At 47.2% G+C, this 24,494-nt stretch carries 22 protein-coding genes; 19 read left to right on the top strand and 3 right to left on the bottom strand.

The annotated features are described in order from the left end of the window. Positions 1–21 precede the first annotated feature (21 nt). The 11 genes from GON05_RS36115 to GON05_RS36065 all read left to right on the top strand — a co-directional run bounded on the left by GON05_RS36115 (position 22) and on the right by GON05_RS36065 (position 10,752). The gene (locus GON05_RS36115) at positions 22–225 is read left to right on the top strand and encodes a YwbE family protein (RefSeq protein ID WP_127458302.1); all 204 of its coding nucleotides are present in this window, start codon (positions 22–24) and stop codon (positions 223–225) included. 22 nt (positions 226–247) lie between these two features. Beyond that, positions 248–502, top strand: coding sequence for a YolD-like family protein (locus tag GON05_RS36110; protein WP_157326313.1), 255 nt, complete (start codon positions 248–250; stop codon positions 500–502). 94 nt (positions 503–596) lie between these two features. Further along, on the top strand, positions 597–1,523 hold the full coding sequence (locus tag GON05_RS36105) for a tyrosine-type recombinase/integrase (RefSeq protein ID WP_157326312.1): 927 nt from the start codon (positions 597–599) through the stop codon (positions 1,521–1,523). A gap of 107 nt (positions 1,524–1,630) precedes the next feature. Beyond that, positions 1,631–2,554 carry a S66 peptidase family protein gene (locus tag GON05_RS36100; RefSeq protein ID WP_157326311.1) on the top strand — a complete coding sequence of 308 codons (924 nt, stop codon included), beginning with the start codon at positions 1,631–1,633 and terminating at the stop codon, positions 2,552–2,554. Between the two features lie 239 nt (positions 2,555–2,793). Next, a complete protein-coding gene (locus GON05_RS36095; protein ID WP_157326310.1) occupies positions 2,794–3,597 on the top strand; it encodes an ABC transporter ATP-binding protein in 804 nt (267 codons plus the stop codon). A 103-nt stretch (positions 3,598–3,700) separates the two neighbouring features. Then, entirely contained in the window at positions 3,701–5,065 is a 1,365-nt protein-coding gene (locus tag GON05_RS36090) for an aspartate aminotransferase family protein (RefSeq protein WP_157326309.1), read from the top strand. Between the two features lie 18 nt (positions 5,066–5,083). After that, positions 5,084–6,355 (top strand): M20 family metallo-hydrolase, encoded by a 1,272-nt coding sequence (locus GON05_RS36085; RefSeq protein ID WP_157326308.1) that lies wholly within the window; start codon positions 5,084–5,086, stop codon positions 6,353–6,355. A 45-nt stretch (positions 6,356–6,400) separates the two neighbouring features. Further along, positions 6,401–7,765, top strand: coding sequence for an NAD(P)-dependent oxidoreductase (locus tag GON05_RS36080; protein WP_157326307.1), 1,365 nt, complete (start codon positions 6,401–6,403; stop codon positions 7,763–7,765). A gap of 41 nt (positions 7,766–7,806) precedes the next feature. Next, positions 7,807–9,099: an NAD-dependent dihydropyrimidine dehydrogenase subunit PreA gene (gene preA / locus GON05_RS36075; protein ID WP_157326306.1), complete on the top strand. Its 1,293-nt coding sequence runs from the start codon at positions 7,807–7,809 to the stop codon at positions 9,097–9,099. A gap of 2 nt (positions 9,100–9,101) precedes the next feature. After that, positions 9,102–10,544 (top strand): dihydropyrimidinase, encoded by a 1,443-nt coding sequence (hydA, locus tag GON05_RS36070; protein ID WP_157326305.1) that lies wholly within the window; start codon positions 9,102–9,104, stop codon positions 10,542–10,544. Then, positions 10,537–10,752 (top strand): hypothetical protein, encoded by a 216-nt coding sequence (locus tag GON05_RS36065; RefSeq protein ID WP_157326304.1) that lies wholly within the window; start codon positions 10,537–10,539, stop codon positions 10,750–10,752. The genes hydA and GON05_RS36065 overlap by 8 nt, the downstream gene beginning before the upstream one ends. Here GON05_RS36065 and GON05_RS36060 read toward each other — a convergent pair. Together GON05_RS36060 and GON05_RS38950 are read right to left on the bottom strand one after the other, a co-directional pair. Beyond that, on the bottom strand, positions 10,749–12,362 hold the full coding sequence (locus GON05_RS36060; protein ID WP_157326303.1) for a PucR family transcriptional regulator: 1,614 nt from the start codon (positions 12,360–12,362) through the stop codon (positions 10,749–10,751). The two genes, GON05_RS36065 and GON05_RS36060, sit on opposite strands and share 4 nt — an antisense overlap. A 370-nt stretch (positions 12,363–12,732) precedes the next feature. Further along, positions 12,733–12,894, bottom strand: a complete 162-nt coding sequence (locus tag GON05_RS38950; RefSeq protein ID WP_185157271.1) for a hypothetical protein — start codon at positions 12,892–12,894, stop codon at positions 12,733–12,735. Positions 12,895–13,078: 184 nt separating this feature from the next. On the opposite strand from GON05_RS38950, the gene GON05_RS36055 reads away from it, so the two are divergent. The 8 genes from GON05_RS36055 (at position 13,079) to GON05_RS36020 (ending at position 22,655) form a co-directional block, all read left to right on the top strand. Further along, a complete protein-coding gene (locus tag GON05_RS36055; protein ID WP_157326302.1) occupies positions 13,079–14,842 on the top strand; it encodes an ABC transporter ATP-binding protein in 1,764 nt (587 codons plus the stop codon). Beyond that, a complete protein-coding gene (locus GON05_RS36050) occupies positions 14,839–16,716 on the top strand; it encodes an ABC transporter ATP-binding protein (RefSeq protein WP_157326301.1) in 1,878 nt (625 codons plus the stop codon). Before GON05_RS36055 ends, GON05_RS36050 begins: the two co-directional genes overlap by 4 nt. Before the next feature lie 436 nt (positions 16,717–17,152). Beyond that, the gene (locus GON05_RS36045) at positions 17,153–17,668 is read left to right on the top strand and encodes a GNAT family N-acetyltransferase (RefSeq protein WP_157326300.1); all 516 of its coding nucleotides are present in this window, start codon (positions 17,153–17,155) and stop codon (positions 17,666–17,668) included. An 18-nt stretch (positions 17,669–17,686) separates the two neighbouring features. Further along, a complete protein-coding gene (locus tag GON05_RS36040) occupies positions 17,687–18,358 on the top strand; it encodes an HAD family hydrolase (RefSeq protein ID WP_181646459.1) in 672 nt (223 codons plus the stop codon). Between the two features lie 16 nt (positions 18,359–18,374). Beyond that, the gene (locus tag GON05_RS36035) at positions 18,375–18,797 is read left to right on the top strand and encodes an SRPBCC family protein (protein WP_157326299.1); all 423 of its coding nucleotides are present in this window, start codon (positions 18,375–18,377) and stop codon (positions 18,795–18,797) included. A 2-nt stretch (positions 18,798–18,799) separates the two neighbouring features. Further along, a complete protein-coding gene (locus GON05_RS36030; protein WP_127458303.1) occupies positions 18,800–19,594 on the top strand; it encodes a lipid II flippase Amj family protein in 795 nt (264 codons plus the stop codon). 83 nt (positions 19,595–19,677) lie between these two features. Beyond that, positions 19,678–20,556, top strand: coding sequence for a radical SAM/SPASM domain-containing protein (locus GON05_RS36025; RefSeq protein ID WP_127458297.1), 879 nt, complete (start codon positions 19,678–19,680; stop codon positions 20,554–20,556). A 149-nt stretch (positions 20,557–20,705) separates the two neighbouring features. Beyond that, entirely contained in the window at positions 20,706–22,655 is a 1,950-nt protein-coding gene (locus GON05_RS36020) for an ATP-dependent DNA helicase (RefSeq protein WP_181646458.1), read from the top strand. A gap of 2 nt (positions 22,656–22,657) precedes the next feature. On the opposite strand, the gene GON05_RS36015 is transcribed toward GON05_RS36020, so the two are convergent. Continuing rightward, a complete protein-coding gene (locus GON05_RS36015; RefSeq protein WP_157326298.1) occupies positions 22,658–24,460 on the bottom strand; it encodes an ABC transporter substrate-binding protein in 1,803 nt (600 codons plus the stop codon). Between the last annotated feature and the right edge of the window lie 34 nt (positions 24,461–24,494).

Genomic DNA, 24,494 nt, shown 5'->3' with positions numbered 1-24,494 from the left:
AAAGCAGGCGACTCTCACAACATGAATGGGCAAAATCGGAAAGATGTCCTGCCGGGAATCGAAGTCAATATTGTCTTGAAACAAGATCAGCGGAGCGGCAAGCTTACACGTGGAATTGTGAAAGACTTATTAACGAATTCGCCGACACATCCGCATGGGATTAAAGTAAGACTAACCGATGGACAAGTAGGAAGAGTGAAAGAAATTATAACACCGGCAAGGTGATTAGGACGCAGGGGGAACGAGAATGGCAAAAGCGAAAGTGGCAAAAAGACCAACGCGCGATGAATTTGTTTTAGAAGAAATAGGGAATCAACTGTCGGAAGCGAAGATGGAAAACTCAGAGATTCTTCTTACAGTTTGGGGACGTGAAGAGTTTGTTCGTGGACTTATCACAACGATGGATTCACGTACGGGGCGCGTACATATCGAAACAAGTAATGGGGAAGTAGACAAAGTTCCTTTTATGGACATAATGAAAGTGGAATATCCTAGAGATTAGCTCTCTTTTCGGCCTAATTTGGCCTCTTTTTTCTGCCAAAAAAATTGCACTAAATCTATATTTAACGCAACTTAGATTCTAACGGACGGAGTGAATGAGATTGGGACAAGGATTCGAGTATGATGATGACTATTTGGAGCTGTTTGATACGTGGATGAAGGATCAGGGGTTTACCAAAAGAACACAGCAAGCTTACCTGGGGGATGTTCGTTTATTTCTTTCGTCGATGGAAAAATCTTTGTCCAGCATAGAGGCGATTGATATCATGCGTTTTTTAACTAAAATGCGTCAGGGAGGGGCAGGCGATGCTGCACGTAATCGATATTTGTCATCGATCCGGACTTTTTTCACAGCATTGATCGATCTTCAATTGGCGTCCAGCAATCCATCTCTCCATATAAAGAAATCGAAGGTAGAGAAAAATCAGATTCCAACATTTCTAAGCGAGCAGCTGCTGTCCGTTTTCCTGCAGTCGATCGAGGGGAAATATCAGATTCGCAATGTGGCGATGTTTCTGTTAATGAGTTACGCAGGGCTTCGGGTTAGCGAGCTGCATCGATTAAATACCGCGGATTTTAACCTGACGACCAAGTCTCTGCTTGTTTATGGGAAAGGTCGGAAATGGCGCTTGATACCGCTGCCGGATGATTTGGTTAAAGTGTTGAATAAAGCGCTCGCAGAGCGGCTGGATTCACGGAGTAAAGGCGAGCAGCCTTTTTTCGTATCGCAATTTGGGCGCCGAATCAGCATACGGATGATTCAAACGATCGCGGAGAAACATTTCGAAGAGCTGAAGAAGCACTACGCTGAGCTGCAAGGGAAGTCCATTTCCAGCCATAAGCTGCGGCATACTTTTGCTACGATGCAGGTACTGGCAGGTACGGATATTCGAACGCTGCAGGAATTGTTGGGTCATGCGAGCATACAAACAACTCAGATCTACACGCACGTTGCCGATAAGCAAAAGCAAGAGGCAATGAATCGCGTTACAGCGTTTATTCCAGCTGGAATGGGGATATAGAGACATAGAAAATAGTTATTGAGGTCATATATTTCTCTTTTGGCGCATATAAGGCAACAGAGAGATTAAACCTTTGCAATACAAGGGCATTGGTAGGAGGCATACAAATGACCATTCAGCCCCCCATGTTACGTGGTGGTGACACCATAGGAATTGTTACTTTAGGAAGTCCGCTTGACGCTAGTATCATTGATGCAAGAATAGCGACGCTTGAAGGTATGGGTTTTGAGGTGCTCGTTGGGAAATATACGTATTCTTACGATGGAATTGTTGCTTCAACGGCTCAGCAGCGTGCAGAAGATTTTATGTCCATGATTTCGAATCAACAGGTCAAAATGATCCTGCCGACCAGGGGAGGCACAGGGGTAAGAGATATTTTGCCGTATTTAGATTATCAGTTGATTAACAAAAATCCAAAAATTATTACAGGCTACAGCGATATTACGATCTTATTAAATATCCTCAATCAATTTTCGAACTTAATTACGTTCCAAAGTCTTCTTCTAATTGATTTTGACCCTAACTCACCTAAGTATAACTTTGATCAGTTTTTCGCGGCGACGTCGACTTTATCACCAACAAGGGTGATTCAAAATCCACCTGGGCTTCCGCTGAAAAGCTTAATTCAAGGCAATGTGCGAGGGCAAATTGTCGGTGGAAATCTAACCTCGTTCGTAGGATCCTTGGGAACACCGTATGAAATCAACACAACAGGCAAAATCGTGATGATCGAAGAGACACATGAACCAACGAATACGATTTATCGTTATTTGACGCAATTGATCATGGCCGGTAAGTTCCAACATTGTCAGGGGATTATCATGGGCCAATGTACGAATTGTTCCGTTTCGTATTCAACGACTTACGATGATCTAATCAACGGTGTCATGTATCCGCTAGGCAAACCTCTGATGACGAACTTGAGTACAGCGCATGGGTACTACAAGGCAGCAATTCCAATCGGAGCTATGGTGGATCTCAATACATTTGATAACACACTTACAGTGCTGGAACCAACGGTTAAAATGTAGCATGAAAATTTGTTTACATAATATTAATTATGTAACATTAAAGATAACCCTGACTCTTGAATGAGACAGGGTTATTTGAATTCGAAAGGAGGGATTTTACATTCTGTCACTTTAATTCATGTATTTCGGAACACTTTGTATAATGAAATAAATCCCAAGTGTTATATAATATAACATATACAGTTATTGTAAATTACACATCTATAACGTAAGGATAGGGTGAGTTGAGGAGGAGCAGGATGAATTCAGAGCTTTCTCGGCAAAAGGTGGAAATATCATTGGATGGCGTATGCAAGGTGTTCGGTAAAAGAGGGAGGCAGGTGACGGTCCTTCAGGACATTACATTCGATGTGCACCAGAATGAATTCGTATCCTTACTTGGCCCTCGGGGCAGTGGAAAATCAACATTGCTGCGAATCATGGCAGACCTTCTGCAACCGTCCAGCGGCCAAATTTTGATGGAAAAAGAGCACCCGCGGGAAGTTCGTTTGCGTAGAAAGTTCGGCATTGTGCTGCAGCAACCAAGTTTATTTGAGTGGCGAACTGTGCAGGAAAATGTTGAACTTCCCCTAGAGGTACTAGGCCAAAACCGCTCGGATTATAGACATACGGTCGATCAACTGCTTGAAACGGTAGGTTTAACGAAATTTAAAGATTATTATCCTTGGCAGTTAAGCGTTGGCATGCAGCAAAGAGTTGCGATTGCCCGTGCTTTAACCTTGGATCCGCCTATTTTATTTATGGATGAACCTTTCTCAGCGTTGGATGTGTTCACGAAGGATAAACTGCAAGTTGAGCTCCTTGCGATTAAGACGAAAACGAAGAAAACCATCGTTTTTGTTTCACATAGCGTGTCCGAAGCCGTCTTCTTATCTGATCGAATCATTGTTTTAACGGCTCATCCTGGACGTATACATTCGATTCACTGCGTTGATCTAGGAGAGGAACGCACCGCACAAATACGGGAATCGGAGCCGTTTCAAACGCTTTCCGCTGACATTCAAACCAGCATTTACCAAGGGCAAGCTCCCAAAACGGAATGAAAATAAAGATTTAACAGTGACTCCAAGGGATGTCTCTCTCTTTTTGCACATAGAAATAAGATAGGGATTTTTTTGCAAGGATTACGAGGAGAGGAGGCTGACTATGCAGAGTAATGAAATGAGTAATCTGCCCACCAAGGAGGAGCTGCTTGAGAAGGATCGCAAATATGTGTGGCACCATATGTCTGCACATAACGAAAATCCCATGATCCTTGCTTCCGGTGAAGGGAGCTGGGTGACGGATGTGGATGGCAATCGTTATTTGGACGGCATGTCCGGGTTATGGTGCGTGAATGTAGGCCATGGACGGAAGGAAATTGCTGAAGCTGCCGCTGCACAAATGATGAAGCTTGCCTATGCCACCATGGTGCAATCTCACATCCCGTCAATCGAGCTTGCAGCAAAACTCAATGAGTGGCTGGATGGTGACTACCGCATTTTTTTCTCTAACTCAGGTTCGGATGCCAATGAAGTTGCTTTCAAAATCGCGAGGCAATACTTTCATCAGAATGGGAAGCCAACGAAACACAAGTTCATTTCCAGGCATCGCGCCTATCATGGGAATTCGATGGGGGCTTTAGGAGCAACGGGGCAAGCGCAGCGAAAGCTGAAATATGAACCGCTTGGTGTAGGATTCCAGCATGTTCCACCTCCTTACTGCTACCGCTGTCCTTTCGGCCAAAAGCAGGGAAGCTGCAGCTTGCAGTGCGCTAAAGCCATCGAGGATGTCATCGTTTGGGAAGGCCCAGATTCCGTTGCTGGCATCATAATGGAGCCGGTTATTACGGGAGGTGGCGTGATTGTGCCGCCGGACGAGTATTTGAAAACGGTTCGCAGCATCTGTGATAAATACGACGTTTTGCTCATCGTAGATGAAGTGATTTGCGGCTTTGGCCGATCCGGTGAGAAATTCGGTCACCTCAATTACGGTGTCAGACCTGACATTGTGACGATGGCAAAAGGCATGACAAGCGCTTACTCACCGTTATCCGCTACGGCTGTATCGGCGGAATTATATGATTCGTTCAAAAACAACCAGGATCCCACAAGCCATTTACGTCATATTAACACGTTCGGTGGCAATCCGGTTTCTTGTGTTGTTGCCTTGAAAAATATTGAAATTTTAGAAAATGAAAATTTAGTGGCACGTTCGGCTCAGATTGGAGACGCTTTTAAAGACGGCTTGAAACCTTTACTGGAACATCCGCACATAGGTGAGATCCGCATTTTTGGATCGGCGATGGGGATTGAACTGGTTGAAGATGTGAAGACCAAAGAGCCTGCAACGGCAGAGCGCGTGATGAGCATCATAGCTGCTTGCAAGCAAAAAGGGCTGCTAATCGGAAAAAATGGCGATACCGTGCCTGGGTATGCCAACATTCTAACTTTAAGCCCGCCATTCTCTTCAACGGACGACGATATTGCTTTTATCATAGACACTTTACTTGCTGTGTTCGATGCCAATTAGGAGAAAGGATGAAGGACATTGTCTACAAGCTCTCGGCTGCAAATTGACACTTCACGCTTGCATCAGCATATTCATGAACTTTCACAAATTGGAAAAATCGGAGATACTGGCGTCTGTCGATTGGCGCTTTCCAAGGAAGATCGAGAAGGCGTGGAACTCGTGAAACAATGGATGGAAGAGGCAGGAATGGAAGCGCACATCGATCCATTCGCTAATCTCATCGGGAAGTTGAGAGGTCGTAATCCGGATGCTCCAGTGCTTATGCTTGGATCTCATATCGACTCACAGCCCTATGGCGGCAGATTTGACGGCGCGATTGGCGTGCTTGGCGCGATTGAGGTGGTTCAAACCCTGGTGGAATCGGGCCAAACACCTGAATGCGATATTGAGGTTGTGGCATTCTGTGACGAAGAAGGATGTCGTTTCAACAAAGGGCTGTTCGGTGTCCGTGGCATGACCGGCAAGTTGGAAGAGAACGAGCTTGAGCGGACCGATAAAAGCGGCGTTACACGTCGGGAAGCATTAATCGAGTTCGGTTGTGACCCTGCGAATTTCGAAGATTATGAGTTTCAACAAGGACGTATCGGCACTTTTCTGGAGCTGCACATCGAACAAGGACCGGTTCTCGAAGCATTGAATGAGCCCATCGGGATCGTTACAGGCATATCGGGTCCGTTATGGCTTACCGTTGAGATGACCGGGTTTGCGGGGCATGCAGGATCGGTCCCGATGTCGATGCGTCATGACGCCCTGCTGGGAAGCGCCAAGATTATCGTTGCTCTCAACGAGCTTGTGCAGCAAGTGCCGAATGCTCCTACGGTTGGAACGGTAGGATCACTTACGGTTTTTCCGGATTCTCGCAACATCATTCCCGAAAAAGTGGCCTTCACGATTGATTTGCGCGATATCGATTTATTGCGTCGCAATGCACTCGAAACCGAATTGTTGAGTGTAATCGAGAACGTTTCCAGCGAACATGGGCTTACGTATACGATTCGGGAGGATACGAACAGTGAACCGCGTTATTGCGCCGGTTGGATCATGCAGTGCTTGCGCGAGGAGGCAGGAGAGCTGGGAATTTCTCCGCCGGAGCTTATGAGCGGTCCATTTCATGATTCTCTGGAGATGTCGCATGTGTGCGATTATGGGATGATTTTCGTTCGATGTTTGGAGGGAATCAGCCATAATCCCAAGGAATATGCAAGTCCTGATGACATCGCATTAGGTACTGAGCTGCTGTATCGCACAGCACGCCGAATCGCTCTAGGAAATCCGAAATCGCAGACTTGATGGCAGTCATCAATTAGTTAGCCTATACGTGCGGAGGTGTGGCAAATGGGGTCATCATTTATTTCACTAAATGATTTGAAACGTAATTTCGCCGAAGTCAAAGCGGGCATGAAGCCGAAAGAGGCGATCGAAGAATCGAATCGATGTTTGTATTGTTATGATGCTCCTTGTGTACGCGCCTGTCCGACAGGGATTGAAATTCCTTCTTTTATTAAAAAGATCGCCTCTGGCAACCTCAAAGGGTCATCTCGCGTAATTATGGAGGCAAATCCGGTAGGGGCTACATGCTCCAGGGTATGCCCGACGGAGGAGCTCTGCGAGGGAGCTTGCGTCCTTAATCAATCGTCCAAGCCTATTCTAATCGGACAATTACAGCGCTATGCGACAGACTGGGCGATGAAAAACGAGGTCGTCTTATTCAAACCCGGAGCAAGCATCGGGAAGTCAGCTGCGATTATTGGAAGTGGGCCCGCCGGCCTTTCGGCTGCCCGAGAGCTCGCTCGATTAGGCTTTCAAGTAACGGTTTATGAAGCGAAAGAACAAGCTGGAGGGTTAGATACATATGGCATCGTTTCTTTCCGCTTGCCGCAGGAGATTTCGCTTTGGGAAGTAGAGCAGATTCGCCAACTTGGGGTTGATTTTAAAATGAATACACGTGTTGGCGTAGATATTACAGCGGAATCCCTGTTAGAAAATTATGACGCTATTGTGCTGGCGGTCGGGATGTCGAAGGTGCCGATGCTTGGCATTGAAGGCGAAGCCTTAACGGGCGTTTACGATGCCATAGACTTCGTTGAAGCAACGAAATCAGCCGCAGACCTGGAAACGAACCTGATCGGGAAGCGTGTAGCCGTCATTGGCGCGGGAAATACGGCGATTGACGCAGCCACCTGTTCGATAAGGCTTGGCGCAGAGCAGGTGCAGATCGTGTATCGGCGAACGCAAGCCGAGATGACGGCGTATGATTTTGAATATGATTTTGCCAAAATGGATGGCGTAGCATTCAGATGGCTGACAGCTCCGAGTAGGATAATTGGCGATGCTAACGGAAACGTAACAGCCTTGGAATGCATCCTGATGGAGCTGATCGATGTTGAAGCGGGGCGCAGGAGACCTGTCCCTGTAGCAGGGTCAGAGTTCATCCTTCCGGTTGACGCGGTCATCAAAGCGATCGGACAAACGCGCCATGCGTCTCTAATTGATCAGTTCAAGCTATCACATATTCGCGGGACAGTGACGGTGAATCCTGAAACTGGCCAAACTTCAAATCCCAAAGTATTTGCAGCAGGTGATGTTATTTTCGGAGAGGGGCAAGGGGAGGCAATGGTTGTTTCAGCCGCTCAGCAAGGGAAGCAAGCCGCTTACGCGATCTACAAACAAGTGACAACAGCTCAGAACGAGTCTGCCTGATAGCTGGTCATTAATCGTACATCATACTGGAGGGATACGGCATGGCAGATCTTCGCATTAATCTAGCAGGCATAACTTCACCAAACCCTTTCTGGTTGGCATCGGCGCCTCCGACCAATACAGGTTACCAAGTTCAGCGCGCATTCGAAGCCGGCTGGGGCGGTGCGGTATGGAAAACGCTCGGAGACCCCATTATCAATACCTCTTCACGATTCGCTGCCGTTCATTTCAACGGGCAACGCGTCGCTGGCTTTAACAATATTGAATTGATTACGGACCGCCCGCTTGAGGTCAATTTGCAAGAAATATATGAGACGAAAAAGCGGTTTCCCCATCATGCGCTTGTTGTTTCTCTCATGGTTGAACCCAAACGTGAAAAGTGGCATGAAATTGTAAAAAAGGTCGAAGCCGTTGGGGTGGACGGTCTTGAACTGAACTTTGGTTGTCCGCACGGGATGGCAGAGCGCGGCATGGGATCAGCCTCCGGACAGCAGCCCGACCTTGTGGAAGCGCAAACGATGTGGGCGAAAGAAGCGGCGGAGACCCCGGTCATCGTGAAGCTGACGCCGAATATTACGGACATTACAAGTACGGCGAAGGCCGCAGTTCGTGGCGGAGCGGATGCAATTTCTCTGATCAATACGATCAATTCGTTAGCTGGGGTCGACATTGATACGTGGAATACGATCCCTCATGTCGGAGGGAAGGGCTCTCATGGCGGCTATTGCGGTCCTGCTGTAAAGCCGATCGCGCTGCACATGGTCGCGGATTGCGCGCGCAATTCGGAGGTTGGCATTCCAATCTCGGGAATTGGCGGTATTTCCAATTGGCGAGATGCCGTTGAATTTATGCTGATGGGTGCTACAGGGGTGCAGGTATGTACGGCGGCCATGCATCACGGCTTCCGAATCGTAGAGGATATGATCGATGGATTGAACAACTATTTAGATGAAAAAGGGCTCGCTAGCGTGATGGACTTGATCGGTAAATCCGTTCCCCGTTATTCGGATTGGGGAAATTTGGATTTAAACTATGCCGTTGTCGCTAAAATTGATAACGACACTTGTATCAACTGCAATAAGTGCCATATTGCTTGTGAGGATACCTCTCATCAATGCATCGATATGCTGACCTCTGATACGGGAGAGTCATATTTGCAAGTTCGAGAAGAAGACTGTGTCGGATGCAACTTATGCGCGATTGTTTGTCCAGTAGAAGGTGCCATAACGATGGTTGAGGTGGCTGGCACGGAACCTCCCTTGACATGGAATGAAAGGCAAGAGGCGATTGCTAGGCTCGGCGAAGGGAATTCCAACAAAAAGGAGGCTGTATAACGATGGCCAAACTGATTAGGAATGGCACGATTGTGACGGCTGCTGATCAATATCAGGCGGACGTTCTGATCGAGAACGGCATCATTTCGCAGATTGGGCTAAATCTTGAGCTGGAAGGCGCTGAAATCATCGATGCGCAGGGATATTATGTGTTCCCAGGCGGTGTCGATCCGCACACGCACTTGGATATGCCTTTTGGCGGGACCGTAACAGCCGACAATTTCGAGACAGGAACGAAGGCGGCAGCATTTGGAGGAACGACAACCATCATTGATTTTTGCCTGACAAATAAAGGCGTGCCGTTGAGTGAATCTGTTCAAACCTGGCATAACAAAGCGGAGGGCAAGGCTGTAATTGACTACAGCTTCCATCTGATGATTGCTGAAATCAACGACGAAGTGCTGGCTGAGCTGCCCAAAATGATCCATGACGAAGGGATCACTTCACTCAAAGTTTTCATGGCGTATAAAAATGTGTTTCAAGCCGATGACGGAACGCTTTATCGAACATTGCTCGAAGCGAAACGGCATGGCGCACTGGTCATGGTACATGCTGAGAACGGTGACGTGATTGATTATTTGATCAAAGAAGCGCTGGATGCAGGAAATACAGAACCGATTTACCATGCGCTGACACGTCCATCCTTGATTGAGGGAGAAGCAACAGGGCGCGCAGCCAAATTAACCGCTTTGGCAAATTCTCAATTGTACGTAGTGCACGTGACATGCGAGGAAGCTGTTCAGCAAATTGCCGAAGCGCGGAATCTAGGAATTGATGTATGGGGCGAGACTTGTCCGCAGTATTTAATGTTGGATCAAACATACTTGGAGAAGCCGGATTTCGAAGGCGCAAAATATGTGTGGTCGCCACCGCTTCGCCCTAAAGAGCACCAAGATGCACTATGGACTGCACTTAAAAACGGACAGCTTCAAACGTTGGGATCTGATCATTGCTCCTTTAATTTCAAAGGTCAGAAGGAGCTTGGGTTAGGTGATTTTAGCAAAATCCCGAATGGCGGTCCTTGTATTGAAGACCGATTCTCGATTCTGTTTTCGGAAGGCGTCCTGAAGGGGCGGATAACATTGAACCAATTCGTCGATATCGTGTCAACGCGAAGTGCCAAATTGTTCGGGTTATTCCCTAAGAAGGGAACAATCGCCGTGGGCTGTGATGCCGATATTGTTATTTTTGATGGGAATGCAGCTCGTGTTATTTCATCCGACACTCACCATATGAATGTGGACTATAATCCGTTTGAAGGTCTCGAAATCATTGGAGAACCTGTAACTGTGCTATCTAGAGGGGAGTACGTAATTCAGAATAAACAGTTTGTGGGCACGCCGGGCATTGGTCAATTTGTGAAACGGAAAACCTATCCATCTGAGCCCCTTCAGGTTAAGCCTAAGCAAGATACCGTGGGTCAAAGGGGTGCAACACATGTCTGAACATGCACAATTTATGCTGGAGAAGCAAAAACTCGATGGTTTTGTCGCGCAGAAATTTAAAATTGTCGGGGTGAAGGAAGATTTGAGCGGCGCATGGCTGCAATTCGAACACCCCGGCGGCGAAACAGCCACCCTGCATCTGAAGACAGCGAATGCGAGAAAATATTATGCCACGCTGCTCATTCGGCAGGGCCAGGAACACATCTAAGCGATGATGCCATGTATGTATTCGTAGCCATGGAGCGCAAGCTCTATGGCCATTCTTTTGTCAGGGCGCATATAATCTTCACCTAATAGAAGGGCAATTTTGTCCAGGCGGTGGTATAAGGTTTGTCTCACGATGAAAAGCTCTTTGGCTGTCTCCTGCTTGGAGCTGCTTAAAGCTAAATACATTTTCAGCGTTTTCAAAAGCTGACCGTTTTTCTCCCGATCATAGTGGAGGATAGGGCCGAGATATTCTTCAATAAAGGACGCTAATGAACCACTTTGTTTCATCATCAGGATGACTTTGCCCACGTGAAGCTCATCGTAGAATGGTTGTTCCAGTACTCCGATGTCTTTCTGAATATCAATCGTATCCTGGGCTGTTTGATAGCTTAACTTGAGGAGCGAAGGATCACTGATTCTTTTGCCAATCCCCAAAAAAGGTGAGAAAAGCGCTGTCTCCTGCAGGTGATCTGTCTTTTGCAAGCGTTGGATTGCCCTCATCATTCGATCTTGAAAAGGGGATGCCCCTAGCTGATCAAGCAGGATGAAAACGAACTGAGCGTTGGTAAAGTGCGGAACCAGATAGAAGCCTTCGCCTTCAAAAATGGAGCGCGCTACCATTTGTTTTTGGAGAAGCTGCGCTTCATGATCGATCACGTCTTCCCGTACAGTTCTGCTTTCGAACACGCACACAACAGCTTGCTCAAGCTTCACATTGGGTTTCAGGGCCAGCATGTAGTCCCGAATGATTTGCTGCGTATGCTTTCCGTTCAGCCATTCCGTGACCCAAAGATCCTGCTTGTACCGCTTTTTCTCCTCCATGTAGGTTGTGCGCATCATTTCTTGTGCAATGGCCGTTGCAAACCGGTCTAACGCAAGAATTTGGAATTCGCTTAACTCCTGTTCAGCGTACAAAAGAAGATCAGCAAACATGCGTTCAAGGGCAAGAATAGGGCGATGGGCGAGCTTGCATTTGATATCAGGGAGTCGGAAGATTTCGCCAAAGATCCATTGTTCATAAAAAAGATCTGCATCGGTTCTCGGTAATTCAGGAATAAACCGTGCTTCTTCTCCATAAGGAAAAAAGGCGACTTGAGCGTGTGTCGTTTCGTGTAATAACTGTAAAAGCGGCTGTAATCCCTTCCCTGAGAGGAGCAGTTGATTCAACTGAGTAGATAGGGCTTCCAGCTCGGACACCATGGAATAATGCTGATGGATGAAATAAGCATGCAAATCTTGGGTAATATCAATATACCGGACTTCTTCATGGAAAAAGATGAGTGGAAAATGTTCGCGCAGGGCAAGCTCTTTGAGACGTTCGAGGGGGAGCTTCGTATAAGTCCCCAGTTCAATACATAGTCCGGATGCTCCGCTGTCGATGAGTTGTTGGAGGAAGGAGAGGCTTAATTCTTCGTTATCGTGCCAGCCAATTCCGGTGTTGAGGATGAGTTCATGGCCATTCAATAAATGTCCAACGTGTGGTACTTCCATGATGTGAACCCAGCGAACAATGCGGTTCAATGCTTCTTCACTTGCGATGGTTTCGGCTTTCTGAAACAGAGGACGCTGCAAAATATCTTTCACGGTTAATTGCAAAAGTGTCTGAACCATATTCATCCACCGCCTGTATGTTAGTGAAGTATACTTGAGAGCCGTAATGGTATTTTTTCTATTATACAATGCGTTCAATGCGTTTTGGGGATTATTCTTGCATTTGGAAAAAACCGCGAGTGATTGCGGTTTTTTATGATTGAAGGGGTAACCGTAGGTTACGTACTTCACCCCAAGGGATTTGCGCTATCGCTTGCGCGGTTACTCCTTGGCATGTGAGGGGAACTGTGGGGCGCTAATTCATCGAAGAAGGCTCTTTTCGTGAGAATTCCTCCGCCAAGTGTCTCAGAAACGTTGAATGTTTAGTAACGCTGGGTGTTTTCAACCAAATATGTTCGCTTCTACTGGATCCTTGTTGGACACATTCCAATTAAAGCATCCATAATAGACTGAATTCGCCCTTTTCATTGGACGAAATCCAATAGAGCGGCCATATTCTACGATATAGCATCACGAATAAATGATCGCATTGGATTTCATCCAAGAAGATTGCGTATTTAGCCTTCAAATCAATGTGTTGGTTGGATTTCATCCAATGTCCCAACTCGATAGCACATTCTGCCGACCCAACACCAAGGAGTTTTATCGCAGTTGAAAACGTGCGTTGTCGGTTGCAGTTCAATTTAGTATGATTGAATGTACGATTGGAAGAGGAGGACAATACTTAACGACATGAATGATTAATGTCATTAATAATTACTGGAGGACCTTACATAATGAAGGTAAACCCAAAAAAGAGTAATTCTATGGGGCAATACGCTGAGCTTCTAAGCCGATATTTGTTCCCGCAGAAAGGTACACTCGTTTTATTGACGCTGCTTTTATTCGCTTCTATAGGACTGCAGTTAGTCAACCCCCAAATCATCCGTTATTTTATCGATCAGGCCCAAGCTGGTAGTGCCATGCAGCCATTGATTACTGCTGCTGTTTTCTTTATTGGTTTTTCACTTGTGCAGCAGCTCGTCTCGGTCATTGCAACGTACTATAGCGAAAATGTCGGTTGGAAAACAACGAATAAATTACGCGTTGATTTGGCAGCACATTGCTTGTCTCTGGATATGTCCTTTCATAAATCGCATACGTCCGGCTCGCTTATCGAACGTGTAGACGGCGATGTGAATGCGCTTGCGAACTTCTTCTCCAGCATGATTATTCATTTATTCGGTAACCTTCTTCTGATGGCAGGCATTATTGTGCTATTGTTCCGGGAGAATTGGATCATTGGCGTAGGGATGGCTTTTTTCGTTGTCTTTGCCGTTTTTATGATTCAGTGGATTCGTAAATTCGCAGTTCCTGTATGGGCGGGATGGCGGCAGGCGAATGCCGAGTTTTATGGTTTTATTGGCGAGCATTTGGAAGGAACGGAGGATATCCGCGCCAATGGAGCAGTAGGATTCGTGATGAATCGTTTTTATACGATGCTAAGAAAAATGCTGCCACTGCGAGTGAAAGCGTTTCTAGGTTTCTGTGCGATGTGGAATATGTCGATTTTCGTTTTCGCTTTGGGCAATGCCATGGCTTTTGGAATTAGCGCTTATCTGTGGTATAGCCACAACATCTCCCTTGGTACAGTGTACTTAATTTTCTTTTATACAGAGCTGCTAGCTAAGCCAATTGAGAAAATTCGTACGCAAATGGAGGATTTGCAGAAGGCGGATGCAAGTATTTCCCGAATTCGTGAACTATTTGCTACGCAATCCGAGATTAAGGATGGCCCGGGAGCGCTGCTGCCGAAAGGACCGCTTAGTGTTGAATTCCGCGATGTAACGTTCAGCTATGACGGAGATCAGCCTACGCTTAAAGGTGTAGAATTGAATTTGAAGCCAGGAGAAGTGTTAGGCTTACTTGGGCGAACCGGCAGCGGCAAATCAACGATGGCTAGGCTTTTGCTGCGCTTTTATGATCCGCAAAGCGGTATAATTGCGCTAGGCGGAACGGATATACGCCAATGCACGTTAGCGGAGCTTCGCAAGCATGTCGCATTGGTGACGCAAAATATTGAAATTATGCAGGGCACTATTCGTGATAATTTAACCTTTTATGATAGCTCCATTTCCGATAAAGAAATTATCGATGTGCTCACGGAGCTTGGACTTGGCTCATGGTATGAGTCAATGCCTGAAGGACTGGATACGATGCTGGCCTCCGGAGGAGGCAGTTTATCGGCGGGAGAAGCGCAATTGCTGGCCTTCGCACGGGTGTTTCTAACGAAACCGGGACTCGTCATCATGGATGAAGCTTCCTCGAGGCTAGACCCTCTGACTGAGCAGCGCATTGAGAAAGCTGTATCCAAACTGTTGAACGAACGATCCTGTATCATGATCGCGCACCGATTAGCTACCGTACAGCGTGCGGATCATATCCTCATTTTGGATAATGGTCATGTGATGGAAACGGGGAGAAGAGAGCAGTTAGCCGCGGACCCGAATTCCCGATTCAGCCAATTGCTTGCCACTGGGCTTGAGGAGGTGCTGGTATGACTACGTTCCAGTATTTATGGCGGTTTATTATGTACCGTCCTGGGCGTTATTTTATTAATGCAATTGCTTGGACGATTATCTACTTGGCGCCGATCGTGCCAGGTTTGATTACGAAACAATTTTTCGACTCTTTGACAGGGAATTCCATGCTGGGCTATGGCGTCTGGGGCTTGATCGCACTGCTCATTGCTGCCGCTCTAGGACGTATATGCCTCATTATTATCGGGTTTATAACGGATGTTCATTTCCGGTTTCGGATGGGGATGCTGTTGAGACGTAATTTGCTTGAGCATGTTTTGAAGCAGCCAGGGGCGCAAGCGATTCCGGTTTCCCCAGGGGAAGCGATTAGTCATTTCCGTGACGATGTGGATCAATCGGAAGAGGCGGTAAGCTGGTCTGTAGATGTATTTGGTTTGACTTGTTTTGCCATTGTGTCCGGTTATATTCTGATACGTATTGATGCTCAAATGACGATGCTTGTGTTTCTGCCGATTGTGCTTGTCATTACGGCTGCGCAGCTGGCGACGGTTCGCCTGCAGAAATACCGCGCGGCCAGCAGAGAAGCGACTTCCAAAGTAACTGGGGAAATCAGCGAAATGTTCGGTAACGTACAAGCCATTCAAGTGGCTGGAGCCGAAGATCGCGTCATTGAACGTTTTCGCAGCTTTGGCGACAATCGCCGAAAAGCGATGCTCAAAGATCGTCTCATGACGGAGCTGCTGGATTCGGTCTTCTCCAATTCCGTGAATTTGGGTACAGGGCTCATTCTTCTGCTTGCCGGTACGAAAATGAGAGCTGGCACTTTTACAGTAGGGGACTTTGCGCTGTTCGTCTACTATTTGACCTTCGTGACGCAATTTATTACGAATGTCGGGAAATTTATTACGTATTTTAAGCAGATGAGCGTGTCGCTGGAACGGTTAACGTTTCTACTGCAAGGAGCTTCGGCGAAGGTTCTGACGATGGTTAATTCGCTGCATTTGAAGCCGGGCAGAGCGGAGAAAAGCGAAGATAGAGGGAGAAAGAGTGAGGATGCGGCGCTCGGGGACAAGCGCGGAGTGAGGCAAGGCGAGCGTGAAACGCCCGGGGCCGCGAGCGGAGAGAAGCAGAGCGAGAATGTAAAGCTAGAGAGCGGAGCGGAGCTGCAGCGGCTTGATGTGAAAGGATTGAGCTATGCCTATGCCGATACCGGCAGGGGCATCTCGGACATTCACTTCAGCTTGCGCAGAGGATCGTTCACCGTGGTAACGGGAGCGATCGGTTCTGGCAAAACCACGCTGGTGCGTTCCCTCCTTGGGCTTCTGCCCAAAGGGAAAGGGACGATCGCGTGGAACGGAGTGCCCGTCGAAGACCCGGGCACCTTCTTCACCCCGCCGCGGAGCGCCTACACCGCGCAAGTGCCGCGGTTGTACAGCGATACGCTGCGCAACAATATTTTGCTCGGGCAAGCGGAGCAAAATGACAGCTTGCAGCAGGCGCTGCACGCGGCGGTGCTCGAGTACGACGTCGCGCAGCTGCCTGGCGGGCTGGACACCGTCATCGGCCCGCGCGGGGTGAAGCTCTCCGGCGGCCAGGCGCAGCGGACGGCCGCAGCGCGCATGCTCGTGCGCGACGCCGAGCTGTACGTCTTCGACGACCTGTCGAGCGCACTCGACGTGGAGACGGAACAGAAGCTCTGGGAGCGGATGTTCCAGCGTCGAAGTGATGCGACCTGCCTGGTCGTCTCGCACCGCAAAACGGCGTTGACGCGTGCCGATCACATCATTGTGATGAAGGAGGGACGCATCGAAGCCGAAGGTACGTCGGAGGAGCTGCTGCAGCGCAGCTCGACGTTCCGAGAACTTTGGTATGGCGATGAGCGGCAATCAGAGTGATGAATTGAAAAGGGAGCCTTGGTGGCTCTCTTTTTTATTGATGCTTGTTAGCAGAGTAACTGGAGTTCGTGGCATCATATTTTCCAGTTGGGTATAAGGATGAGTGAAGGAAGCGGCAACTGGCAGCAAATTTTAAAGCTAACGTTGCATTTTTTACAACGTGCTGACCTAGTTTGACTGCAAATGCGGTCCTTCGTTGCAAAATATACAACCATTTGTGGCGAAAAGGAGGTGTGTAAACGCTTTATCGCATAAATCGTTGCACTAAGTACAGTATGGTGGCGCGCTGAGGCCAAATACAGCCAAATGGTTGCACATAGTACAACATAGGATGCTTTTACAATCGTAAGCAACCTAGTTAGCATATTTTTTACATACATTTAAAGGGAAATCCTAGTAGAAAAACGAATATTTGATTTTGAGGGGAGGTTCAATCATGAGAATCAGATCAGAAGAAATGAAAGATCATCAAGCGGTCTATCAGCTGAATGTGGAGGCTTTTGGACATAGAGAAGATGAAGCTCAACTGGTTGAGCGTATCCGGGCTTCCCAGGGTTTTATACCGGAATTGTCGATTGTGGCGGAGATGAATCATCAGATTGTTGGGCATATTTTGCTAAGTAAAGCCCATGTAGTGGATGAGGACAAAGAACACGAGGTCATCGCATTAGCCCCAATTGCCGTGAAGCCGGACATTCAAAAACAAGGCGTAGGCGCACAACTTATCCTGGAAGGCATCCGGAAAACGAAAGATTTAGGTTACGGCGCTATATTCCTGATTGGTCACCCCAGCTATTATCCGAAATTCGGATTTGTACCCGCTAGGACATTTGGATTTGAGTTAAAGCAGTTTCAGGTGCCAGATGAAGTGTTTATGGTATGTGAGATCATAGAGGGTTATCTAAAGGATTGGAGCGGAGAGCTCCGATATCCAGATTCTTTTTTTAGCTAGAAAGGTGTGAGGGCTCCCGTGTTAAAAGCCATTATTTTTGATCTGGACGGAACGCTGCTGGATCGAGATACATCTTTGAAAGCTTTTGTTGAAAATCAGCACCAACGGATGGTTGAGCTTCAGCACATAGATAAATCCGTTTATGTAAAAAGGTTTGTAGCCCTAGATCAGAGAGGTTACGTATGGAAAGATAAAGTGTATCAGCAGCTCATACATGAATTCGAACTTGATTTACAGTGGGAGGACCTGCTAGAGGATTACATGCATCACTTCAGTTTGCACTGTGTTGGGTTTCCGAATCTTCATGAACTTTTGACCTACTTGAAAGAAAGCGGTTTTAAGCTTGGCCTGATTACCAATGGTTACGGAACTTTCCAGATGAAAAATATAGAAGCGTTAAGGATTTCAACCTATTTTGATACGATACTCGTTTCCGAAATAGAAGGGCTGCGCAAGCCGGATCCTGAGATTTTTCATAGAGCGTTAGATAGATTGGGAGCACAGCCTGGTGAAGCAGCTTATGTCGGTGATCATCCCGAAAATGATGTTTGGGCTAGCCGAAGGGTGGGCATGAGAGGAATATGGAAAGAAGACGACCATTTCGCAGGTGATTTTGAGCGAGAATATACGATTAGGGATTTGATAGAGCTGAAGGAATATTTGGAGCAGTTGCAAACTGGATTGACATAGCGAAGGGGGAAAGCTAATGAATTCAGAGAATATGGTAGGACTTACAGCGGCTGCAGGCTTTCAGATTGGTGTCAGAAGGACGATTACTTTAAGCCAAGAGAAGGTATGGGAACTATTGACTTCGCCGCAAGGCCGCAAGCTTTGGTTAGGGGAGACTCCGACAATCCTTTTCGAAAAAGGGTACACATTTTGCACAAAAGAAGGAATTAACGGGATTCTTCGTGTGGTCAAACCTAATGAACAGCTACGTCTCTCTTGGCAGCCTGCGAGCTGGGCGGAAGCATCAACGCTGCAAATTCGGCTGCTGCCCGCCGCTTCTCCCGGCAGAACGACGATCAGTTTTCATCAAGAAAAACTCGACAGCATGCAGCGCAGAGAGGAAATGAAGGTGCGTTGGGAGGCCGTCCTAAACCGGCTGATGGAGTTAAAGATCAAATGACGATGACGAATACACTCATTTTGGTATTCATTTTAACGATGATCATTCATACCGCTGAAACGTTATCCTATTCCATACGATTTGCCGGGGTGAAGGTGAACAAGCTGGCTGTAGCGCTTTCGCTGGTTGGTATCGTCGTGCTCGTTTCTCGTACAGCCAATTTAATTCAAGCGCCAATGACGGCAAATTTCGTCGACTATGCCAAGGCTGTACCTACTTTTGATTTAGAAAGATACTTGCGAATTTCTTTGTTCGCATCGTCCATTGGCACGCTAATCGCGATCGCCTTATTTCCTTCTTTTATCAACCTTAGTGTACGGGTTATTGCCCGTTTGGAAGTGGCAGGATCTATCCCGAAACTCATTTCAAGCGTAAAGATAGAACAGTTGAAGAACACCAAAAATTACTTGAAAAAACCAAAGTTCAAGCTTAGTCAGTTCCGCTATTTAGGCGTGTCCAAAAGATTTTTAGTCATTAATATCCTGGTAACTGCTTTCTATTCTGTGGGGGTGCTGTCCTCATTGTATGCGGCGCATTTGTTACCTCAGTATGCAACGACGGCCTCCCAGGCATCAGGTCTCATCAACGGGATCGCCACGATCCTTCTTACCATTTTCATCGATCCACAGTTAGGGCTCATTACCGATAAAGCGCTGCAGGACGAGTCACAACGCAGTCAGCTAGGTAAAATTTATGCACTGCTCATGACATCCCGTTTTCTAGGCACTTTGTTGGCGCAAGTATTTCTTATCCCTTCGGCCTATTTTATCGGATGGATCGTGAAATGGATTTTCTAATTCTTTCAATTCCTTTCTTTCAGGAGAGCAGCTTGTTATAATAGCTATTATCATAGTAGCGCAGCTAGAAACGGAGCCATGGCATGAAGAAGTTTAAAAAGTTTTATATTGAGATTACAAGTGTATGTAACCTCGCTTGTACGTTTTGCCCGCAAACAAAGCGGCAGGCTAATTTCATTAAGATAGATACGTTTACGAACATTCTTGATCAAATCAAGCCGCATACGGATCACATTTATCTGCATGTCAAAGGAGAGCCTTTGCTGCATCCCAAGATTGACGAACTGCTGGATTTGAGCCATGAAAAAGGCTTTAAAGTCAATATAACGACCAATGGAACATTGATTAATAAAAACAGGCATAAGCTGCTGGACAAACCGGCCCTTCGCCAAATGAATTTCTCTTTGCACAGTTTTGACGGCCACGAAGGCTCGGAGGATAAAGAAGGCTATGTGATGAGCATCTTGCGATTCGCCAAGGAAATTGTTGCAAAGTCTAATGTCATTATCTCTTTCCGGTTGTGGAACTTAACGATGGATAATCAAACGAATCAGGAGCGGCAGCGGAATCGTGAAGTTTTGGAAATGCTGGAGAGAGAGTTTGAACTGGATTACAAAATTGACGAGGAATTTGTGCGTGGAAGCGGTGTAAAGCTCGCAGAACGCGTGTATTTGAACCAGGATCATGAGTTCCAATGGCCGGATCTGAAAGCGCAAGAGATTGAAGGCCCTGGTTTCTGCCACGCGCTGCGAAATCAAGCAGGCATCCTGGTTGACGGTACGGTAATTCCTTGTTGTCTCGATGGGGAAGGCGTTATCAATTTGGGAAATATCAACCATACGCCGTTTTCTGAGATTGTTGAAGGGGAGCGGGCGAACCGTTTGTTCGAAGGCTTTTCTAGACGGGAAGTTGTAGAAGAGTTATGCCGCAAATGCGGATATCGGGAACGTTTCAGCATGTAAAATGAAGGTAATCACAGATGGGAAGCTTCTTCATCTCCACGGTTAAAGCGGAGTGAATGAGGCTTTTTCTATCTTTCTTTGCTTTTGTAGCTAGTTAGTGAGATAATACAAGTTTGATTAGATGATTTCTATTTTTGGGGGCTTGTAACGTGGGAAGGTATCCATTCAATTATGATCATTCACAGCCATTCATGCAGCAGGTTTCTGACTGGATTGCTGATTTATTCTATGAAGTTTTACCCGAATCAGGCTTTGAAGTGCGCGATGAGCAGATCTATATGGCGTTCCAACTGGAGCGGGCTTTTGCGGAGAAACAGACTATTTTTGCAGAAGCCGGTGTAGGAACAGGGAAAACGCTTGTCTACTTGTTATATGCGATTTGTTATTCGAGACTCGCGAACAAACCGGCTATCATCGCGTGTGCGGACGAATCATTAATTGAGCAACTGGTTAAGCCAGGCGGCGATATTGATAAATTAATGCGGCACTTGGATCTCGTGATTGATGCGCGGCTTGCCAAATCACCTGATCAGTATCTGTGTCTTCAGAAGCTGGATGAAGCCCGATTTGGACATGAAGATATAAGCTTATATCGTGATCTTCATGCCGGATTGCCTGACTTTGTCCACACGCGTGAGGCACTGCAATCCTTTTATGCATATGGAGATCGTAAAGACTACCCGAATTTGAACGATGAGCAGTGGGAACGCGTTAGTTGGGATGCTTATCAGGATTGTTTTGTCTGCGATAAACGGCACCGCTGCGGTCAAACCTTATCCCGAGAGTCATACCGGAAATCCGCTGACCTTATTATTTGCTCCCATGACTTTTATATGGAACATGTATGGACGTATGAGGGACGGAAGCGGGAAGGTCAGTTGCCACTATTGCCGGAGCATTGTGCGGTTGTTTTCGATGAAGGACATTTGATGGAGTCGGCTGCGCAGAAAGCTTTGACATACAAGCTGAAGCATACAGTTTTTGAAGAACTAGTGGTCCGATTGTTAAAAGGGGAAGTGCGCGAGACCTTAGCCGTCTGTATTGACCAGGCGATTGAGCAAAGCGAATACATGTTCGAAGTGCTGGAAAGCTGCTGCCGACCGATCCCGGGCTCGGACCGTAAACAGATTGTGATGAATGATCAATTGCTGCGCGAGATTCACCGATTGTGTGATATTTTATCACAGATTGAAGAGGAGCTTGTCTTCGAGAGCGAGATGTTCACTTTGAATGACTATCAGCTCAAAATTGTCGAAGAGCATTTGGAAATGATGCAGAAGGCGCTGGCGTTATTCCGTCATGATCAAGCTTTCATCTGTTGGGCAACGGAAAGTATTACAGGTTTAAGCTTAGTGGTCATGCCAAGAACGGTGAAAGAAGTGCTTAGAGAGCAAGTGTTTTCAGCTAAAATGCCAATCGTTTTCTCCTCGGCTACGTTATCCGTAGAGGGAACGTTTGATTATGTGGCGGATAGCTTGGGATTGGACAAGTATTTATCGTTCTCTGTGGACTCGCCGTATGATTATGCAGAGCGTATGGAAGTGCTCGCACCCAAATGGACTTCTGGCGGCACTTTCCAGGAAAAAATGGAGGCAGCCGTCGAGCTGCTGCAGAGGACGGAAGGCCGGGCGCTGATTCTATTCCCGACCCACGAAGAGCTGCGGCGATTTAAGCAAGAGATTCTAAAGCGGAGCGAGTGTGAGAAGCTGCGATTTCTATTTGAAGGCGATCAAGAAATCAGCCATCTGATCGCGTCTTTCCAAGGCGACGAGCATAGCGTGCTTGCTGCGGTAAGTTTATGGGAAGGACTTGATGTGCCAGGTCCGTCACTGTCGAATGTGATGATTTGGGCGCTTCCGTTCCCTCCTCAAGACCCTGTGTTTATGGCCAAACGGGAAGCAGCCGCGAATGCCTATGAGGAAGTTGACATTCCCTACATGCTGTTAAGACTGAGACAGGGGATCGGCCGCTTGATCCGTACGCGGGAAGATAGCGGGATTATCGCTATCTTTAGCGAGGAAATGCACACGAACGAAACGCTTCGTGAACATATTGAACGTGTGCTGCCTGCTGGAGTAGCATTGAAATATAGTCTTTAGGTTTACGTGAACCAAATGTCGCGAAATCGCACCCACCCGAGGGAATCGAACGAAATGCCGCGAATCGACGGGTGGTAAGCGGTTTTGAGATGTTTCCGATATAGAAAAAGCAAGCTGTAACGCTGCTTGAGCTGTGATTCTAACTGCTCGAGCAGCGTTTTTCTGCGTATCGGGTCGATTTCATCACGCAGCAGCTGCAAGCTGTTCTCAAGCAAGCGCTGCACCTCAGGCGCCGCATGCTGCTGCATGCTTTTGTACATATCGTAAAGCCGCAGTTCGCGGTGCTCATCTACCATAATGGCGAAAAGAACAAGATCAGCTGACATGCGCAGTTCGCCATTGAATTGCTCGGCAGGAATGAGCATGATTTGGAGCTTGATGCCGGATAAAGCGTACATGTTCTGCAAAAGAAGCGCATCCTGCTCGTATTGCGGAATCGTAGCAAGCGTAAGCGTCTCCCCTTGATAACCGGCAGAGTGAAGCAGCTGCTCAAAGGTTGTTGATGGCGATGGATAAGGCAAGGGAGCAGGGGGTTCTTCTTGTACCTCTGTCGCTAGATTCGGGAAGAAAGAGTTTGCTTCTTCGATGACATCCCCGGATAACTGCTCTAATAAATAAGCTCGATCTAATGCCAGACTGAGCGCTTGGCGAATCCGTGGATTTCGTAAGGGACCTTCTTTTTTCTCATTCACGGTCATGAATTTGGTTGTCATGCCCGATTGCCGCACCTGCTGCCAACGCTGAGCATCCATGTCCGAAATTCGTACATTATGCATGACTTGGAAAGGCTGCTTCTGAGTAGAGTCAGACAAATGTTCATTCTCTGGCAGCGTCCACACCTCGACACGATCCAAGAAGCCCCGGCCTTGAAAATAGGCAGGAAATGCCTCCAGAATCCAAATGCCGTGCTCATGTCCCGCCAACCGAAAAGGACCTGTCCCGACAGGGTTCGTGCCCATCCAACCGCCGGCTGCCTCACACACATCTTCAGGAACAATCGCTGCACGATTCGTGCTCAAGAAGCCCAGAAACAATTCGTTACGTTCTACTAATCGGATAACAACGGTCGTCTCATTCGGGCAGACAATCTCCTTGATTCCCGCATAGGCCCAACTGTACAACCCGCGTGGCGCTAGGCGTTGAAGCCTCTCGAGCGCATACTTGACATCACTTGCGGACATTTCACGTCCATGGTGAAAGCGGACTCCTTTTCGGAGGTAAAACGTCCAAACAGTTCTTGTTTCATCAACCTCCCATGCATGGGCCAGATGAGGCACGATGTGCTCCCCCTTCGAATCCATGCGGACGAGACCATCGAAGAGCTGATTCACAAGATGGGATTCCCCGGCGTAATGGATGGCAGCGGGATCTAACGCATGGATGGTTTGAGTCAGAGGAAAGCGCAGCACATCCGACCGGCGATCACCCTGAAGCTCGGAACGGAACCCGAATTGACCAGATAACCAATCTTGGAACTGCTCTCGTAAGTGAGAAGAATGTTCGGTCGATTGCAGCAGCTCAAGTGCAGATTGCAAATCTTGCTTTGCCACGAGCTGTTTCGCTTCTTCCAAAAGCAATTGTTCTTTGCGCATATGAAAAATGAGGGTCGAGCGATTGCCGCGGCCCTTTTTGGGCTGCCAGGTGAGCCACTGTTCTTGCTGCATTCGTTTAAGAAGGAGTACCATATTGCGATGCGTGCAATCTAACTGTGCAGCAAGCTCTTCGAGCGTTGTCTCAAGAGGAGACTCTTCCTGAAGCTGTGGAAAGGCATGTCGAAGTGTCAAATAATGCTTGCGAATTTTCATTACGTGCCTCCGTCATAAAATATGAAATTACTGA

Origin of the sequence: Paenibacillus anseongensis (genome assembly GCF_009757995.1) — a bacterium.
Classification (GTDB): domain Bacteria; phylum Bacillota; class Bacilli; order Paenibacillales; family NBRC-103111; genus Paenibacillus_E; species Paenibacillus_E chondroitinus.
Note: the sequence above shows the minus strand (reverse complement) of the source record. Positions and strands in the feature narration are given on the sequence as shown.